General features: G+C 62.1%; 13 protein-coding genes and 1 tRNA gene. 9 read left to right on the top strand and 5 right to left on the bottom strand.

The features are described 5' to 3' along the window. Positions 1–3: 3 nt before the first annotated feature. From T31B1_RS18510 to tgt, 5 genes are all read right to left on the bottom strand, one after another. The gene (locus tag T31B1_RS18510) at positions 4–1,572 is read right to left on the bottom strand and encodes a cation:proton antiporter domain-containing protein (RefSeq protein WP_353251018.1); all 1,569 of its coding nucleotides are present in this window, start codon (positions 1,570–1,572) and stop codon (positions 4–6) included. A 255-nt stretch (positions 1,573–1,827) separates the two neighbouring features. Beyond that, the gene (gene secF / locus T31B1_RS18505) at positions 1,828–2,769 is read right to left on the bottom strand and encodes a protein translocase subunit SecF (protein WP_353251017.1); all 942 of its coding nucleotides are present in this window, start codon (positions 2,767–2,769) and stop codon (positions 1,828–1,830) included. A gap of 34 nt (positions 2,770–2,803) precedes the next feature. Continuing rightward, positions 2,804–4,657: a protein translocase subunit SecD gene (gene secD / locus T31B1_RS18500; RefSeq protein ID WP_353251016.1), complete on the bottom strand. Its 1,854-nt coding sequence runs from the start codon at positions 4,655–4,657 to the stop codon at positions 2,804–2,806. 69 nt (positions 4,658–4,726) lie between these two features. Beyond that, entirely contained in the window at positions 4,727–5,056 is a 330-nt protein-coding gene (gene yajC, locus T31B1_RS18495) for a preprotein translocase subunit YajC (RefSeq protein WP_353251015.1), read from the bottom strand. A gap of 108 nt (positions 5,057–5,164) precedes the next feature. Continuing rightward, positions 5,165–6,298 (bottom strand): tRNA guanosine(34) transglycosylase Tgt, encoded by a 1,134-nt coding sequence (gene tgt / locus T31B1_RS18490; protein ID WP_353251014.1) that lies wholly within the window; start codon positions 6,296–6,298, stop codon positions 5,165–5,167. 180 nt (positions 6,299–6,478) lie between these two features. On the opposite strand from tgt, the gene dacB reads away from it, so the two are divergent. The 9 genes from dacB (at position 6,479) to T31B1_RS18445 (ending at position 15,653) form a co-directional block, all read left to right on the top strand. Then, the gene (dacB, locus tag T31B1_RS18485; RefSeq protein WP_353251013.1) at positions 6,479–7,930 is read left to right on the top strand and encodes a D-alanyl-D-alanine carboxypeptidase/D-alanyl-D-alanine endopeptidase; all 1,452 of its coding nucleotides are present in this window, start codon (positions 6,479–6,481) and stop codon (positions 7,928–7,930) included. Between the two features lie 64 nt (positions 7,931–7,994). Further along, positions 7,995–8,081: transfer RNA gene (locus tag T31B1_RS18480), tRNA-Leu, on the top strand. A gap of 167 nt (positions 8,082–8,248) precedes the next feature. Beyond that, complete coding sequence (locus T31B1_RS18475; protein ID WP_353251012.1) at positions 8,249–9,451, top strand: tyrosine-type recombinase/integrase; 1,203 nt, start codon at positions 8,249–8,251, stop codon at positions 9,449–9,451. Between the two features lie 603 nt (positions 9,452–10,054). Continuing rightward, the gene (locus tag T31B1_RS18470; RefSeq protein WP_353251011.1) at positions 10,055–10,810 is read left to right on the top strand and encodes a hypothetical protein; all 756 of its coding nucleotides are present in this window, start codon (positions 10,055–10,057) and stop codon (positions 10,808–10,810) included. 118 nt (positions 10,811–10,928) lie between these two features. Beyond that, complete coding sequence (locus T31B1_RS18465; protein ID WP_353251010.1) at positions 10,929–11,144, top strand: AlpA family transcriptional regulator; 216 nt, start codon at positions 10,929–10,931, stop codon at positions 11,142–11,144. A gap of 34 nt (positions 11,145–11,178) precedes the next feature. Next, entirely contained in the window at positions 11,179–11,994 is an 816-nt protein-coding gene (locus tag T31B1_RS18460; protein WP_353251009.1) for a ParA family protein, read from the top strand. A 38-nt stretch (positions 11,995–12,032) separates the two neighbouring features. After that, on the top strand, positions 12,033–13,652 hold the full coding sequence (locus T31B1_RS18455; protein ID WP_353251008.1) for a ParB family protein: 1,620 nt from the start codon (positions 12,033–12,035) through the stop codon (positions 13,650–13,652). Further along, entirely contained in the window at positions 13,639–14,199 is a 561-nt protein-coding gene (locus T31B1_RS18450) for an STY4526/YPO1902 family pathogenicity island replication protein (RefSeq protein WP_353251007.1), read from the top strand. The genes T31B1_RS18455 and T31B1_RS18450 overlap by 14 nt, the downstream gene beginning before the upstream one ends. After that, the gene (locus T31B1_RS18445) at positions 14,196–15,653 is read left to right on the top strand and encodes a hypothetical protein (protein ID WP_353251006.1); all 1,458 of its coding nucleotides are present in this window, start codon (positions 14,196–14,198) and stop codon (positions 15,651–15,653) included. Before T31B1_RS18450 ends, T31B1_RS18445 begins: the two co-directional genes overlap by 4 nt. The last annotated feature ends 69 nt before the right edge of the window (positions 15,654–15,722 follow it).

Genomic DNA, 15,722 nt, shown 5'->3' with positions numbered 1-15,722 from the left:
GTCTCACGACGGCAGACGCGGCCGTTCGTCCGTGCCCGGATCGGCCGGCGTGCAACTCAATTCGGCCATGCGTTCGCCGGCCTCGGCCAGCAGATAGCTCACGTTGTCGGCGCCAGCCTCGCGCAGGGCCTCGGCCTCATGGGCGTGCATGGCAAAGGTGCTGATCACCAGCTGCGGTGCATATTCGCGCAGCAACCGGGTCGCGCGCAGCCGTCCCGGCGCATTCGGCAGTGCCACCACCGCCCCACGGACCGAACGCAGGCGTAGATCCCGCCACAGTTCTCGATCCTGTGCGTCGCCGTAGGCTACCCGGCGCTCGGCGGCCACATGGCGCGACAGCACATCCGGATCGGTGTCCAGGCCGGCCGCGGTCTGACCGCTGCGGCGCAGAAAATCGTAGGCGGCCGTACCGGTTCGGCCCATACCCAGCACGAGATAATGCGCCGCACCGATGCTCGCCACCGGCTCGTCCGGATGCGGCACGTCACGTTCAAAGGCACGCAGACCGCGCTCGAACCGGTCGTAGATGGCATGACCCAGACGGTTATGCGGCAGATGAATCACGAACGACAGCACGGTGGCCAGTGTCAGAACACTCAGCACCGTGCTCGATAGCAATCCCTGGGCATGGGCCGCCATGCCGGCGATGAGCGTGAATTCGCTGTAGCTGGTGAGCGCGTTGCCGGTCAGGAAAGCGGTGCGCGCACGCAGCCCGAGCGAGACCAGCAGCGCGAAGAACAGCCAGGCCTTGGCCGGCAGCAACAGGGCCAGAGCCGCAGCCAGCGCCCAATCGGTGAGCCCGGGCGATACCTGCAGCCCGACGCTCAAGAAGAACGCGCTCAACAGCAATTCCTTGACCGCCCATAAATGGGCAGCCAGCGCCTGACCGCGCGGATGAGCAGCCACCAGCGCACCGGCGGCGATTGCACCGAGCTCGGCTGACAGGCCGAGCTCGGTAAACAGGCGGGCGACGCCGAGGGCGAGCAGCGCAGCGGCCAGCAGCAGCAGCTCGTCCGAATCGATCGCCGACAACAGCCAGAGCAGCGGCCAGCGCAGACAGGCCAGCCCCGGCAGCACGATCAGTGTCCACCACGACAACGCCGTCTCCGAGACCGCGATCATCACCAGTACCGCAACACAATCCTGAACGATCAGAATGCCGATCGCCAGACGGCCATGAAACGCGCCCAGCTCGCCGGCCGTATCCAGCGTCTTGGCCGCCAGCACCGTACTGGAAAAACTCAGCAGCAAGGCACAGAGCAAGGCCTCGATAGCCGTCAGGCCGAGCGCCCAGGCGACCACGCCGAGCACCAGAAGGCTGGCCGTCAGATGCAGCCCGCCGCCGATAAGCACCGGCCGGTTGAACAGGGTCGCCGGGCGCAGGTGCAGCCCGACCCCGAACAGCAACAGCAGCACGCCGATCTCGCCGGCCTCTACCAGCAGTGGTGTCGACTGCTGGCCAACCAGCCCCAGCGCCAGTCCCACCATCAGATAGCCAACGAACACGGGCAACTGCAACCGGGCAGCCGCGAGGCCGCCGCCCAGGGCGAGCGCGAGCCAGATCAGTTCCATGATCGAACGCCGACCTCGGAACGCGCGGCAACGACGGGCCGACGCGCGAGGCCATACCACCGTCCACCCACAACCTCCCCCTGCCCCAAGGGCACTCCGTGCGTCCGCGGGTCGGTCGCGCACGGATTGAAAAAGCGCAGACTAGACGATACGCCTTTCGAACACGGCCCCGACAGCCGTACGGACGAATCGGGCTATCGTGCCGTACCGGAAGCGGACCTCAGCGACCGGTCGACCGGGGGCCGCAGCTTGGGGTCAGCGCGTGACGCGGGCCGCCTTTTCGGCGTCTTCTTCCTTGGGCGGGAACAGATCCTGACTGGTAATTTTCAGCCGCAACGCCAGCGCACTGGCGACGAAGATCGACGAATACGTGCCGATCAGAATGCCGATCAGCAGTGCCGTGGCAAAGCCATGGATCACTTCTCCACCGAGAAAGAAAAGTGCCAGCAGAGTCAGAATGGTGGTACCCGAGGTCATCAGCGTACGAGACAGCGTCTGGTTGATCGAGGCATTGACCACCTCGGTCGGCGTGGCCTTGCGCATGCGCCTGAAGTTCTCGCGGATGCGGTCGTAGACCACGATCGTATCGTTGAGCGAATAGCCGATGACCGCGAGCAGCGCCGCGAGCACGGTCAGATCGAAATCCAGATGGAACAGCGAGAATACGCCGAGGGTGATCAGCACGTCGTGCACCAGCGCGACCACCGCACCGCTGGCCAGCTTCCAGTGAAAGCGCACGATGACGTAGATCAGAATCGCGATCACCGTATAAAGCAGCGCGAGCGCGCCCTTGTTGATCAGTTCCTTGCCGACCTGGGGCCCGACGAACTCGACCCGACGGAGCTGGGCGTCGGGATTCTGTGCATGCAGCGCGTTCATCACCTGAGTGCTCACCGCCGAAGTATCCGCGCCTTCATCGGTGGCCAGACGGATCATCACCGAGTCCGACGCCCCGAAATGCTGGACGGTCGCACCCGGATACCCGCCGTCCGCCAACGCGTTGCGAACGTTCTGGAGTTCGACGGCCTCGGGATAGCCGGCTTCAACGATCACGCCGCCGGTGAAGTCGATGCCGAAGGTAAGTTTTTCGAAGCCGAACGATACGAACGACATCAGAATCAGCAGCACGGAGAACACGATCGCGTACTTGCCGTAGCTGACGAAGTCGATATGAGTATCGGATTTGATCAGGCGCATGGCGGGCTCGACTGGAAGAACGAAGGAACGCGGATCAGATCGACAGCGAATTCAGGCGGCGCTTGCGGCCGTAGACCAGATTCGCGATCGCACGGGTGCCCACGATGGCCGTGAACATGGAGGTGAGAATGCCCAGCGACAGGGTCACGGCAAAACCCTTGATCGGGCCGGTCCCGAAACCGAACAGCACGATGGCGGCGATCAGCGTCGTGATATTGGCATCGGCGATCGACGAAAACGCCTTGTCGTAGCCTGACTTGATTGCCGATTGCGGGGTGTTCCCACTGTCCAGTTCCTCGCGTATTCGCTCGAAGATCAGCACGTTGGCGTCGACGGCCATACCGATGGTGAGCACGATGCCGGCGATACCGGGCAGCGTGAGCGTGGCCTGGAGCAGCGACAGCAGCGCAACGATCAGGATCAGGTTCATGAACAGTGCGGCGTTGGCGAACAGGCCGAACGCGCGGTAGTAGACCATCATGAAGCCGACCACCAGCAGAAAGCCGACGATCACGGCCAGCCGGCCCTGTGCGATATTGTCGGCGCCCAGGCTCGGGCCGATGGTGCGCTCTTCGACCACGTTCACCGGCGCGGCCAGTGCGCCCGCGCGCAGAAGCAGCGCCAGATCGTGAGCTTCGCCGCGCTCCAGGCCGGTGGTCTGGAAACGCTTGCCGAACGCACTGCGTATGTTGGCGACGCTGATGACCTGCTCGACCTTGCGGCGGGTACGGATCTCCTTGCCGTCCTCGTAGCGCGTATCGACCTTGTTCTCGATGAACAGCACGGCCATCGGGTCACCCACGTGCGCCGAGGTGACATCGAACATCTTGCTGGCCGCCTGGCCGTCGAGGGTTACGAATACCGCCGGCGTGCCGGACTGCTGATCGAATCCCGACGAGGCGTCGACGAGCTGGTCGCCCGAGGCGATCACGTCGTCGTCGAGCAGGATCGGCTGCCCGTCACGCGTGTGATAGAGCTGGGTGCCGGCCGGCACGTTGCCCGTGCGCTCGGCCGCCTGTGCGTCCTCGCCCTGGGCGACCAGCCGGTACTCGAGTGTGGCGGTCTTGCCCAGCAGGCGCTTGGCTTCCGCGGTGTCCTGAACGCCCGGCAGCTCGACCACAATGCGCGAATCGCCCTGTCGCTGGACCAGCGGCTCCGCGACGCCGAGCTCGTTGACGCGGTTGCGCAGCGTGGTGAGGTTCTGCTGAAGAGCGAAATCGGTGATACGCCGCTGTTCGGTCTCGTTGAGCACCGCCACCAGCGTATTCTCGGCGTTGGGTGCGGGCCGGAAATCGAGCACGTTGAACTCGGACGACAGTGCGCTGCGCGCCTGATCCATCACCTGTTCGTTGGGGAAGATCAACCGCACCGAATCGCCGTCCCGCGAGGCACGACTGTAACGGATCGACTGGTCGCGCAGAAAACGCGGAATATCACGCGCGTAGCGGTCATAGGTGGAATTGAACACGCTGTCCATGTCCACCTCGAGCAGGAAATGCACACCGCCACGCAGGTCCAGGCCCAGCGCCATCGGCTCGGCGCCGATGGCACGCAGCCAGTCGGGCGTGCTGGAGGCGAGATTCAGCGCGACGGTGTAGTCGTCGCCCAGTTCGCGCTTGAGCGCACCCGCCGCCTTGAGCTGCGCCTCGGTGCCCGGATAGAGCGCCAGCAGCCGCCCGTCTTCGAGCGTGATGTCGACGGGCGGCATGCCTGCATTGTCCAGGGTGCGGCGTACCCGCTGCACCAGCGCCTGGTTCGCCGGATCGCCGCTGGCCTGGGAGACCTGTACCGCCGGCTGTTCACCGTAGAGATTGGGCAGCGCATACAGAACGCCGACGGCAATCACGGCCAACAGCAACAGGTACTTCCACAGCGGATAGCGGTTCATAGCGCCCCGATCTCGGATATTGGGGCCGGTCGCCGGCCGAACGTCGGCGCGCCGGCAAAGCCTACTGGATTAAAGCGATTCCAGGGTGCCCTTGGGCACGACGCTGGTCACCGCGTTCTTCTGGATACGGATCTCGACACCTTCGGAGACCTCGACGACGAGAAAGTTCTCGCCGACCTGACGGATACGACCCGCCAGCCCGCCGGAGGTGACGATCTCGCTGCCCTTGTCCAGGCTTTCCAGCAGCTTCTTGTGTTCTTTCTGGCGCTTCATCTGCGGCCGGATGATCATGAAATACATGAACACGAAGAACAGGCCGACCATGATCAGCGTCGGCATGATGCCGCCGCCCGCAGGCGCGCCGCCCTGCGCATAGGCCGGAGAAATCAGAAAATCCATAACGTGCCCTCGAATGAACTGTAGGTCGTACGGCGTCTAACAAGCGGCGTAGTATGCCACAGGGATCGCGGCGACCGGCGAGCGTTTGCGCCGCGGCCACCCGCGTGGTCAGCCATAGCCGAAATAAGCGGCCTGTTCGGTCCCCGCGCCTTCGCGCGATGCGAAGAATTCACGCATGAATTCAGCATAGCGGTCCTGTTCGATCGCGGTGCGAATGCGCTGCATCAAACGCTGATAGTAGGCCAGGTTGTGCCAGGTGTTGAGCCGGGCGGCCAGAATCTCGCCGCAGCGATACAGATGATGCAGATAGGCACGCGTGTAGTGCCGACAGGTGTAGCAGTCGCAGTCGGCGTCCAGCGGACCGGTGTCGTGCCGGTGTACGGCATTCTTGATCTTGACCACCCCGGCACTGGTGAACAGATAACCGTTGCGTGCATTGCGTGTCGGCATGACGCAATCGAACATGTCGATCCCGAACGATACCGCGGCCACCAGATCCGACGGCGTGCCCACGCCCATCAGATAGCGCGGGTAGTCCGCCGGCGTGACCGGCAGCACGCCGGCCAGTACGGCCGCCTTGTCATCCCAGGCTTCGCCGACCGATACCCCGCCGATGGCGTAGCCATCGAAACCAATATCCACCAGTGCGGCCATGGACTCGGCGCGCAGGTCGTCGAACACGCTGCCCTGATTGATACCGAACAGTAGATTGGTGCTATCGCCGTGCGCTTGGCGACAGCGCGCGGCCCAGCGCATGGACAGGCCCATTGACGCCGCCGCGTCTTCCTTGGCGACCGGGTAATCCGTGCACTCGTCCAGACACATCACGATGTCGGAGTTCAGCGCATGCTGAACCTCGATCGAGCGCTCCGGCGACAGATACTGCCGCGAACCGTCCAGCGGAGACCGGAACGCCACGCCGTCCTCGGTGAGCTTGCGCATCTCGGCCAGGCTCCACACCTGAAACCCGCCCGAGTCGGTGAGAATCGGCTTGTCCCAGTGCATGAAATCGTGCAGCCCGCCGTGGGCCTCGACGACCTCCGTGCCCGGCCGCAGCATCAGATGATAGGTGTTGCCGAGCACGATCTCGGCGCCCAGCGACTCGATTTCCTCGGGCGTCATGCCCTTGACCGTGCCGTAGGTGCCCACGGGCATGAACGCCGGCGTGGACACGCGGCCGTGCGGCAGATGCAGACAACCGCGCCGGGCGTCCTGCGATTGAGTCAGGCGTTCGAGATGCATGGCGGCGCAGTGTAGACGTCGCGATCAGGCGCGTCGACGTTCGACGGCGTGGTGCTGCCGCGATTGAGTCGCGCGCAAGACACCGCATACACTGCCGATCTTTGTCACGCTGTCCAGGGCATCGGGGTCCTTATGCTAGTTGCGCGCCGCTCGGTCGTTCATCGAACACTGGCATTGACGATGGTCGGCACCATTTTGCTGCTGACGAACGCGTCGGCCAGCGCCGCCGCTTATCTGGATTCACTGCGCGCGCTGTCCCAGCGTGCCCACGTGAGCGCGCTGGTGGTCGATCTGGACGACATGTCGCCGATCGCCGAACTCAACCCGGACCAGCGGCTCACCCCTGCCTCGGTCAGCAAGCTGTTCGCGGTCAGCGCAGCACTCGAACAGTTCGGGCCGGATCATCGCTTTGTGACCCGTTTCGCCAGCCGCGGCCCGGTTGCGGGCACGACCCTGAATGGCGACCTGGTCTTCGTCGGCGGCGGCGATCCGGCGCTGGACAATGCCGATATCTGGTCGCTGATCGGACGTCTGCGCGGGCGCGGCATCACGCATGTGACCGGCAACCTGGTCGTCGACGATGGCCTGTTCGGTGCGGTGCCCTGTCTGACCAAGGATCGCTGCGACGCCGAGGAAAAAGCCTGGCATGCCTACAGCGCTCCACTGTCGTCGGCCGGCAGCAACTTCGCGACCGTCCATGCCAGCGTCTACGGCGGCCGCAGTGCAGGCGAGCCCGCGCGGGTAGTGCTCAACCCAGCCAACGTCTCCGGCTATACGCTGGACAACCGCGTGGATACCGCTAGCGCCGGCGCCCGGGCCACGCTCACGGCGTGGCGAACCTACGACAACGGCACGTCCACGCTGCATCTGCGCGGCTCGCTCCCGGCCGGTGGCGGCCCATACGAGGTTCATCGGGCGGTCACCGGCCCGGCTACCGAAACCGCGCGTATCCTGGCTGCGATGCTTGCCGACATGGGCGTCCAGATCGACGGCAACATCCGTGTCGAAACCAACGCCGGCAGCGGCGCGGACATGCTCGCACGCATCGAGAGCGATACCCTGGCCGAACAGCTGATTCCGCTGATGGCCTATTCGAACAACTACATGGCCGATACGCTCACGCTCGATCTGGCCGCTGACAGCCAGTACAACCGGCCGCTGACCCTGCCGCTGGCCTCTCAGGCGCTGGAAGCCCTCGCCGATCGTGCCATGCGCGAAACCTACCCGACCCACGCGACGTCCGGCCCCGGGCCGATCTTCGACAGCGGCAGCGGGCTGGCCGTGAGCAACAAGCTGTCGGCCCGCGATCTGGTCGCCCTGCTGGGCTACATGTACCGTCAGAACGCCTTGTTCCCGGCCCTCTACGGCAGTATGCCGGTGCCGCTGTCGGCACCTTCGCGCACCCTCAAGCAGGGCAACTTCGACTGGCTCACGCGGCTGACCGCCAAGACCGGCACACTCACCGAGCCGGTGACCGTCCGCGCCCTGGCCGGTTATTTCCGCAAGGCAGACGGCGGGTTTGGCGCATTCGCCTTCGTGATCAACGGCACGTCGTCCAATCCGTCGCTGACCTACCGCCAGACCGTGACGGCCTATCAGACCGATATGGAAGCGATCCTGTCCGACTACTGATCGCGGTCGTCGATTCGCCCCATTGGTCGCGAGCCGCGCGATCGGTATACTTCGCATCCCACCGGCCCGGGTGGCGGAACTGGTAGACGCGCCGGACTCAAAATCCGGTTCTGGCAACAGAGTGCGAGTTCGATTCTCGCCCCGGGCACCATCAACAAGTCCAACGACGTCCATGGTCGTCCAGAATTAAGCCCGAATCCAAGCGATTACGGGCTTTTTTAATGCGCCAACGTCTAGAGCGGTCCATTGCCATCCGGGAGTAACTGGGGGTATCTTTGGGGGTACCAGCTTCAAGGCCACCAAGAGATACCCCCAGCCGTGACGCTCACCGCCGTTCAGGTTAAACAAGCCAAGCCCCGCAAGAAGCAGTACAAGCTTTCGGATAGCGGCGGGCTTTATCTGCTCGTGCGACCTAATGGCGGCCGGTACTGGCGATTGAAATACCGATTTCATGGAAAAGAAAAAACACTCGCTTTCGGCACCGCGGAGGACGTGTCATTAGCCGACGCCCGCTCGAAACGAAACGAGGCGCGCAAGCAACTCGTCGATGGTAACGATCCAATGGAGCTTAAGCGGCGGGTCCAGGAAACAGCCAAAGCACGTCAGGCCAATGCATTCGAAACGATTGGCCGCGAATGGCACGAGCACAAACGTCCACGATGGAGTGAAAAACACGCCACGAAGGTTATACGCTCGATTGAGAACGATGTTTTCCCGGCGCTTGGCAGTCGACCTGTGGCCGAGATCACTCCGCCAGAAGTACTACGGGTCATACGCAAAATCGAGGAACGCGATGCACTCGATTACTCCCACCGCGTTCTGCAGCGCATCGGCATGGTGTTTCGATATGCCATTGTCACGGGCAAGGCGACCTATAATCCCGCTTCGGACCTCAAGGGGGCATTGAAAACCCGTAAGGCGCAACACCATGCCGCGCTATCTCGCGATGAGCTACCTGCATTTTTACAGGCCCTCGATGCCTATGATGGGCATGTGATCACGCGGTACGGTCTACAGCTCGTCGGTCTGACCTTCTTACGCACCGGCGAACTACGCGCTGCTCGGTGGACAGAGATCGATATCGAGCGCGCGGAATGGCGCATACCGCCCGAACGCATGAAACTGGGCGATGAACATATCGTGCCGCTGTCCGAGCAGGCCATAAAACTATTTGAAGCGTTAAGCGAAATCACCGGCCGATATGAGTATGTCTTTACCGGCCGAAATAGTACGTTGCGCCCCATGAGCGAGAACACGCTGCTCTATGCACTGTATCGCATGGGCTATAAGCGCCAAGCGACCGTTCACGGCTTTAGAGCCACTGCCTCGACCATCCTTAATGAGAGCGGATTCAACCGAGACGCGATAGAACGTCAACTCGCACATGCAGAGGGTAATAAGGTCCGAGCCGCATACCACAGATCCGAATACCTGAAGGAGCGCCGCCAGATGATGCAATGGTGGGGTGATTATCTCGACGATCTTAAACGAGGCTCTAAGATCACTTCGATGCGCGCCTAATTCATGCTGAATCAATGCAACCGATACACCCAATATCGGTAATTTCCTACGTATGCCGCCCTGATATAGAAGACCTATTCCACAGCACGAACCTTCTTACTCATGAAGACCCCCCACCGACCGTGAGACGCCCTATCAGGCTCGCGTCACCAGTTAACTGTCTCTAAAGCCGTTCAGGTCACGAGCCCCGAACGACCTCTGTCGTTCTCATTCCTTTTTTCTGCTGCGAGACTCTAACGCCATCAAAGAAGGCAAAATACGCGCTTACCTGTATAGTGCAAATGTTCTCGCCAGTACCGTTCGCAACGAGCTTAGCACCATAGTCGTGCGCGTCCCCGTTGGACACATAACTGGACGGTTCTGGCCTTAAGTCAATAAAAATTTTTATCAGGACTGCGAAATTCTTTTCCAGTCATCGCCGAACGGTCTATGCGGTCTGCGCTTTCATAACAGCCGGATAACCAAGACCTCGTGCGACACAGGGCATACCTCATCCATTGCCCCCGACTCTCTTGTTGGCGCCTTCAAGTCTGGACCTCAAATTCCGGCCCCCAATGGACCGGCGCAACATCGTGAGGGCCCGCGGGCGGGGGAGTATGGTTTATGCCCACGACACATGAAGATCCAAGCACCGGCCAGAAGGTATTCTATCGTCCGATCGAAGCCGCGATCCGATGGAGCGGACTGTTACAACACGAGCAACAGATTATCGAGCGCATCGGTATGCAACAGCGACCGGGACCCGGCGACTTTTCCGAGTGGCCGCTCCTACATTTGAACGCCGAACGGATTATCGACGCCCTGGCCAACGGTGATCTGGCTTACGGGAAGAACGGCATCACCTGCGACGATCCTACGCTGCTTGACTCACCCGACCTGACCGTTCGCCATGTGGACCTGAAAGCTTGGATGAGCGAATTCTATCCAGGGGAAAAACCCGGCTTTCTATTCAACGCCGTCGAACGCCGGTTATGCCACACGGTAACTATCGAGACCGTTCAGACGCTACTTGCCGACCGCGAGGCTTTGAAGATACGCCTGACCGATGAAGCGAAAGCCTCGGAACGACTCCAGATCCAGCTCGATACGCTTCGCCATGAGCATGAAGCCGGCATAAGACACGCGAAACAGGCTCAGGAGCCTAGTCCACGTAGTGAGTCCACCTACCTGAATATCGTCGCCGGACTGTTGACGTTGCTACTCGGTCATTCACCATCCGGCCGCCCCTACTCCAGCTTCAACACCCAAGACGCTGTGATCAGCACCCTGATCGCGCACCACGGCGAGCAGCTCGGCATATCCCAGAGCACGCTGGAGAACAAATTCGCCCAAGCAAAGCGGCATTTGCGGGCTGGTTGAAGCGCACTTACCCCCATTAGGGTCAGCAATACCCCATTTACGGTTTTCTTTGCCGCCGAGATCTATTGAATGGAGATCACGTCCTGAAAAAGCCAAGGCGCATCAAGGAGTGATCTCCATGTCCGAATCAACTGTTGCAACCGCTTCCGCCGAGCGTCGTATCCTGCGGCGCCCCGAGGTCGAGGCCAAAACCGGCTTCAAGCGCGCCCATATCTACAACCTCATCAAACAGGGCCGATTTCCCAAGCCCATGCGGCTTGGCGTGCGCGCCGTCGGCTGGGACTCGCTCGAAATCGAGGCGTGGATCGCCGAGCGCCTCAACGAGCGCGCTTAACGTTGTCCCTGCCGAGCGTTTCGAGGGTACCGCCATGCCGGTGATCGCCATCGTGTCGAGCAAAGGCGGGGTCGGCAAGACGACCGTGACCGCCAACCTGGGCGGATTCCTAGCACTTGCAGGTTATCGCGTCCTCATGGTCGATGCGGATATCCAGCCCACGTTGAGTTCGTACTATCCGTTCGAGCATCGTGCCGCCAGCGGACTCTACGATGTCGTCACCACGGGGGCCATAGCGCAGGCGATCAGCCACACGACTCTGCCCAATCTGGACATCATCATCTCGGACGATCCAGAGGGGCGGCTTGAAAACTGGATCCTGCACACCCCCGATGGCCGGATTCGGCTACGCCGTGCGCTCGCCGATATCGACTACGACTTCGTCCTGATCGATACCCAAGGCGCGATCGGTCCACTGCAGGATCTCGGCGTGCTCGCCGGCGACCTCCTGCTCTCGCCGATTCCGCCTGAAATCCTGAGTGCGCGGGAGTTCGCCCGCGGCACACTGTCCATGCTGGAGCGCTTGCGGCCCATGCGCCTGCTGGGTGCGCCCGTCGGGCATCTGTACGGGCTGTGCTATCGCATGGACCGCACGGTCGATGCGCGCCTGGTGGCGAACACGCTGCGGCAATCGCCGTTTGCCGAAACCCATGGCGGCATCTCGATCCTCGATACCGTAGTGCCGGCCACGGTGGCCTACCGCGAGGCCGCCAGTGCCCAAGTCCCCATCCATGTCTGGGAGCCTCGCCGTCGCGGTGGCACGGCGCCGGCCGCGCTGGAGACCATGGCTGCGCTCGTTCGCGAGCTGCTGCCGCAAGTCGATACGGCATGGGCGAGAAATCCGCCATGAGTCGCAAGCGCCCTACTCCGGACCAGATGGATCAACTAATGTCACAGCCACATTTCCGACGCGACGAGGCTGTGGCCAGCACCGATCCCTCCCATGCGCCGGCCACCACGACGCCGATGTTGGTCGACGTCGACCAGATCGTGCCATATGACCGTAACCCGCGCCGCAGTCCGAACGATAAGCGCGACGAGCTCAAGGCCTATATCCGGGAAACCGGATTCAATCAGGTTTTGACGATTACCCAACGCCCCGACACCGACCACCCCGAGTTGTACATGATTGGCGTCGGCGGTAACACGCGGCTGCGCCTTGTCCAGGAGCTATGGCACGAGACCGGTGATGCGCACTTCCAGCAAGTGTGGTGTCAATTTCAGCCCTGGACCGGTGAGACCCAGACGCTGGTGGCGCATATCCAGGACAACGATCTGCGCGGCGAACTGATCTTCATCGACCGCGCCATCGCTGTGCAGGAACTGCGTGACATGCTCGAGGCCGAGGCCGGCCAATCGTTATCGCAACGCGCGTTGCGCGATCGCCTGGCAGAGCGCGGTTACCCAATCAGCCGCACGATGATCGGTTGGTATCAATACACCGTCGACACCCTCTTTCCGTTGATCCCGGCCCTGCTGCAAACCGGCATGGGTCGCCCGACGATCACCAAGATCTACGACCTGCAGAAAGCCTTCGGCAAAGCTTGGCAGTCGCTGGATCTCGGCGAGGCCGAGGCAGCCAACAATCTGTTCGAACAGACGCTGCAGCGCCATGACGGCGAGGCCTTCGATCCCGACAGGCTGCGACGCGACCTCGAGGAAGAACTGTCGGTCAGCGCCGACTGCGACATGCAGCGCGCGAGTCTCGAATTTGGCGGCGCGCTACACGGTCGATCAAACACCGAGATCGAGACTCCGTCGGATACGAATCGCGACGATACGGCGCGTACTGCCCCGGAAACCGGCCAGTCGGCCGGTGCGCCCGACACGCATGCCAAACAATGCGAAGGCTCGGACAGTGGCCCGCCCCACCGGAATGACTCGGCCGAGGATAGTCGCACTGCTCGCCCTGGCACGACGGACTCATGTCCCATCGATGAAGAAGATCATGCCGCGGACGTCCCCTCGCCGGCAGCAACCGACGCGTCACTGCCGCGCGACCTCAAATCCCTACGCAGCCGGGCGTGGACGTTGGCAAGCCGTATCGCACAGGGATCGCGACTCGGCGACATCGTCTTGCCGATTCGCGATGGACTGGGTTTTCTGGTGGGACCGGTCGCGCTCGAAACGCAGCAATCCTGGACGCCCGATGTTGGCCGCCGGGCGCTGTGTGTCTGGTGGCATCTCGCCACCTTGGCCGAACAGTTCGCCCGACACGGTCGGGCCTGCCCTTATATGCCAGACACGTGGCGGCAGCGCCGGATCGGCGACGCGATGCGCCAGGCCCGCGACGGCCAACAGGCGTTTTCTCAATGGCAATGGCAACAGGCGGATCGCGACCTGTTCGCCGATGTACCACCGCTCGAACCCAACGACCTGGGGCCCATGCTCTATCAGAACTGGGCCGAGTCGCGTTGGCACGACTGGATTCGCCTGGTCGAGACCTATCGGGCGATTTATCGCACGACGGGCGACGCGCCGTGGGGGGATGACGATGCCCGCCGGTAACGCAGATCTGACGCTCGCCATTCTGATTTACGCCACGGCCTGTCTGGAGAACGGAGATTGGGCGGTGCTGCGCGACCTGAACTTCGGCCAACAGGAAATCGAGGCTTTGGAGTCGCTGCAATTCTCCGAATTTCTATCGATTGCCGATCGTATGGACGGGCACGTACTCGATATCAGCCTGGATCGCGAACGTTTCTGGCTTGTGCTGAAGGAAATGAAGGCCGAACGCGCGATCGAGAAGTTGAAGACCGAAATGGTTTGCCGCGAAGCGCCGGCCGACATGATGCGCCACCTGTTCGGCATGACCGATCGTCAATATACGGCGATGCGGCGTCGCTTTCGCTGCAGTCAACGCGGCCCCGGCCGGCCCGCTGAACCGGATACCGAAACGATGGACACGATCTGGGCGGCTTGGCAACGCCATCTCGATGGCCGAGAACCTCAATCGGCGATTGAATGGTTGCAGCTGTCGGATGCGTCTGGCGTGGATTGTCGCACCGTATGGCGGTTCATTCGTGGCGCGAACGCCCTCGAGCGGACATCGTGACCGGAACCTTTCGCCATCCCAACGACAAGCTCGGCCGCTATCTTGAACACGCGGCCGACGCGTTGCCTCAGTCGGGAAAGTCTCTTGGCCAAGATACCGAGGGACTGCTCTTTCTGGGCGCCTGGCATCAAAGCTATCCCGCGATACTGGTTCGCGATCCGTTTCTGAGCGACAGCGCCAAAGTGCACTTGCTGTACCTCACACAAGAATCCAGCCGGCAGCCGCACCGCGCCATCGCGATGCCCTCGCTGGACCAAACGGCCGACGTCCTGGGGCATGCCAAGAAGACCATCAACCGCGACCGTACCCTACTCCGGGTCTGCCGCTGGATCAGTCAGTACACCCGTTTACGTGATGACAAGGGCCGGTATCGCGGCACCGTCAACGCCGTCCACGGCGAGCCCTGTTCGCTCAGCGAGGCGAATCGGCTCGATGCCAGCTATCTGTCGTTGCTCGATTCGGCGAAAGAACATACCGATCGATACCTTCGCCAAGCGGCCCAAGCCGCTCTGGCCAGTGTCGACCAAGCCTTACAAGAGGGCCGCGATCCATTGGAACCTGCAGACCCCATGATCCGTCGTTTGGACGCGGCCAACGCCGTTCACAACGGCGGGGGTTCGTTTTTCGATTTGCTCATGACCGGGAGCCGCCACGACGCCCCACAAGATAAGTCGTCTGCGGCTGGCCACAGTGTGGCCACCGCGTTGGTCGAGGAAAAAGTTACGATCCGCGAGCCAGGGGTAAAAACGACCCCTGGTGAAACCGATCCAATGGCAAATTTTACGATTTTTTTGCAAGCCACTGATAAAAAAGAATTTTCACAAAATCGCCCTCGGGTGGAAAAATCTACCATCGGGCCTACCTGTAGTAGTAGTAATAAAACTACTACTACTACTACACACAGTGAGACGGATTCCGCGCGCGCGGAAAAAACCACCACCGGGCCAGCTGGCCACACTGTGGCCAACGCCGACATGGCATTACCACTGCGTTGGCCGGATGCGCTGCCGGCCAACGAACGGACGCTGATCGAGCGGGCTTTTGTCTCGCGCAATCTGCGCCCCGAGCAGCGACAGGATGTTCTCGATGCCCTGGCCCGCAAGCTGCAGGATCCGGACAACCCGCTGCGCAGCCCAGTCGGATACGCCGTATCGCTATGCAAACACATCCAGTCGGGCACGTTCCAGCCAGTCGGCGCCCCGACGCAACCCGAAAAAACGGATCAGTCGAACTCGCCGGCGAATGCCAAAGCGAGCGACCTTCGCCAGCAGATGCGCAACCTGCGGAGCGAGATCCAGGCCATGGAGTCTACCCTAATTCCAGGCGCGCCTCCGGGCAGTCGCGCTGCCCTCGAGTCCCAACGGGATCGGCTGCGTCAGCAGTTGGAGCAGCTGAGACGACGGTTGCGAAACCCGGGCGGAGCCCCCGCCAGCGCCGATCCTTCCCCTATGTAAATCGGAGATTGGCCACACTGTGGCCACCGCCACGACACCGTGCCCCTGGCCACAGTGTTGCCACGCTAT

The organism is Salinisphaera sp. T31B1 (assembly GCF_040361275.1).
In the GTDB taxonomy this organism is placed as follows: Bacteria; Pseudomonadota; Gammaproteobacteria; order Nevskiales; family Salinisphaeraceae; genus Salinisphaera.
This window is presented reverse-complemented; position numbering and strand designations above follow the sequence as displayed.

Bases quoted from the DNA above. Each gene is read 5' to 3' on its own strand.
- T31B1_RS18510 (WP_353251018.1), bottom strand. From the start codon at position 1,572: ATGGAACTGATCTGGCTCGCGCTCGCCCTGGGCGGCGGCCTCGCGGCT.
- secF (WP_353251017.1), bottom strand. From the start codon at position 2,769: ATGCGCCTGATCAAATCCGATACTCATATCGACTTCGTCAGCTACGGC.
- secD (WP_353251016.1), bottom strand. From the start codon at position 4,657: ATGAACCGCTATCCGCTGTGGAAGTACCTGTTGCTGTTGGCCGTGATT.
- yajC (WP_353251015.1), bottom strand. From the start codon at position 5,056: ATGGATTTTCTGATTTCTCCGGCCTATGCGCAGGGCGGCGCGCCTGCG.
- tgt (WP_353251014.1), bottom strand. From the start codon at position 6,298: ATGCATCTCGAACGCCTGACTCAATCGCAGGACGCCCGGCGCGGTTGT.
- dacB (WP_353251013.1), top strand. From the start codon at position 6,479: ATGGTCGGCACCATTTTGCTGCTGACGAACGCGTCGGCCAGCGCCGCC.
- T31B1_RS18470 (WP_353251011.1), top strand. From the start codon at position 10,055: ATGCCCACGACACATGAAGATCCAAGCACCGGCCAGAAGGTATTCTAT.
- T31B1_RS18465 (WP_353251010.1), top strand. From the start codon at position 10,929: ATGTCCGAATCAACTGTTGCAACCGCTTCCGCCGAGCGTCGTATCCTG.
- T31B1_RS18460 (WP_353251009.1), top strand. From the start codon at position 11,179: ATGCCGGTGATCGCCATCGTGTCGAGCAAAGGCGGGGTCGGCAAGACG.
- T31B1_RS18455 (WP_353251008.1), top strand. From the start codon at position 12,033: ATGTCACAGCCACATTTCCGACGCGACGAGGCTGTGGCCAGCACCGAT.
- T31B1_RS18450 (WP_353251007.1), top strand. From the start codon at position 13,639: ATGCCCGCCGGTAACGCAGATCTGACGCTCGCCATTCTGATTTACGCC.